We start from the raw sequence: 997 nt of genomic DNA, 5'->3' as shown, positions 1-997 counted from the left end.
GTTTGGTTTGCTCGCTAATTTGTTTTTGTAGTTGTTGGTGTTCCCAGTAGGCATCACCCAAAGTAATAGGGCTGGACATGGCTGGGTCTAGGAATCTGATATTGGGTCTGGCAAATAGGTATTGTGAAGCTTTGAACTGAGTTATGTCAACAAACTCGTTTCTGGTTTCTATGATGTAGGGTTTGATTGGGGTAGGTTTTTCAACTTTGAATTCACCATTTAGGGCAATAGCACTAATTTGACTATCGGTATCTATGCTGGGTTTTAGGCTTAGGTCTGGATTGTTTGCAGGTGCGCCTGCATCAGAGTCTTCGGTAGATGGCGTGTTATCATTTTTAGTGGGTTCGTATTCTGGGTTTTTGGTGTTATAGCCATTGATAATGGTGGTGGCATTAACGGTTAAATTATTACCCGCATTAATAGTGGCTTGGTTTGCGCTATAGATTGTTTCACTTCTGCTATCTATAGTGTCTTCATACTTAGTACGACGAGCATGGCGTTTACAGCCACCGCCACTCCACCAGTTTCTTTTCTTTTCACAATACTCTTCTTCCCACATCTTGCCCCATTTACGATATAGATTGTGGGAGTCTATTGAGTCTGTATTGTTTTTTAGAATGTCGGTGTTAATGGTAATATCATTGCCAGCAGTGATAACGGAACTAAGGTTGTTAGTTTCTTGCGAGGTAGTAATAGTAATGTCATTACCTGCTGATATGATTGATGGCTCTGATGCAAGCGTGGATACCGCTTCATCTTGCTCTAGTACCACTTGCTCATTCATTGTGTAGTCATTTTTGTTAACTTTTGCGTTAACATCATAACCATAGTAGCCATCATCATCGTTTTGTTTTGCATCATAACGGTAAGCGGTATTGTTGAGGGTTTTGGCGTGAATGGTGATGTTGTTATCAGCCTTAATCACGCCTGATTTATTATCAATCACTAGGTTTAAGTCATTATTTGTGCCATGATTTGTGTCATTAATGACAATATC

The 997-nt window shown here is 40.0% G+C and carries 1 protein-coding gene; it reads right to left on the bottom strand.

Annotated features, from left to right (window positions below):
- On the bottom strand, positions 1-997 hold a 997-nt coding region (locus tag BBROOKSOX_RS11660; RefSeq protein ID WP_180324055.1), incomplete at both ends, for a hypothetical protein.

The organism is bacterium endosymbiont of Bathymodiolus sp. 5 South, from assembly GCF_900128535.1.
Taxonomy (GTDB): domain Bacteria; phylum Pseudomonadota; class Gammaproteobacteria; order PS1; family Pseudothioglobaceae; genus Thiodubiliella.
Note: the sequence above shows the minus strand (reverse complement) of the source record. Positions and strands in the feature narration are given on the sequence as shown.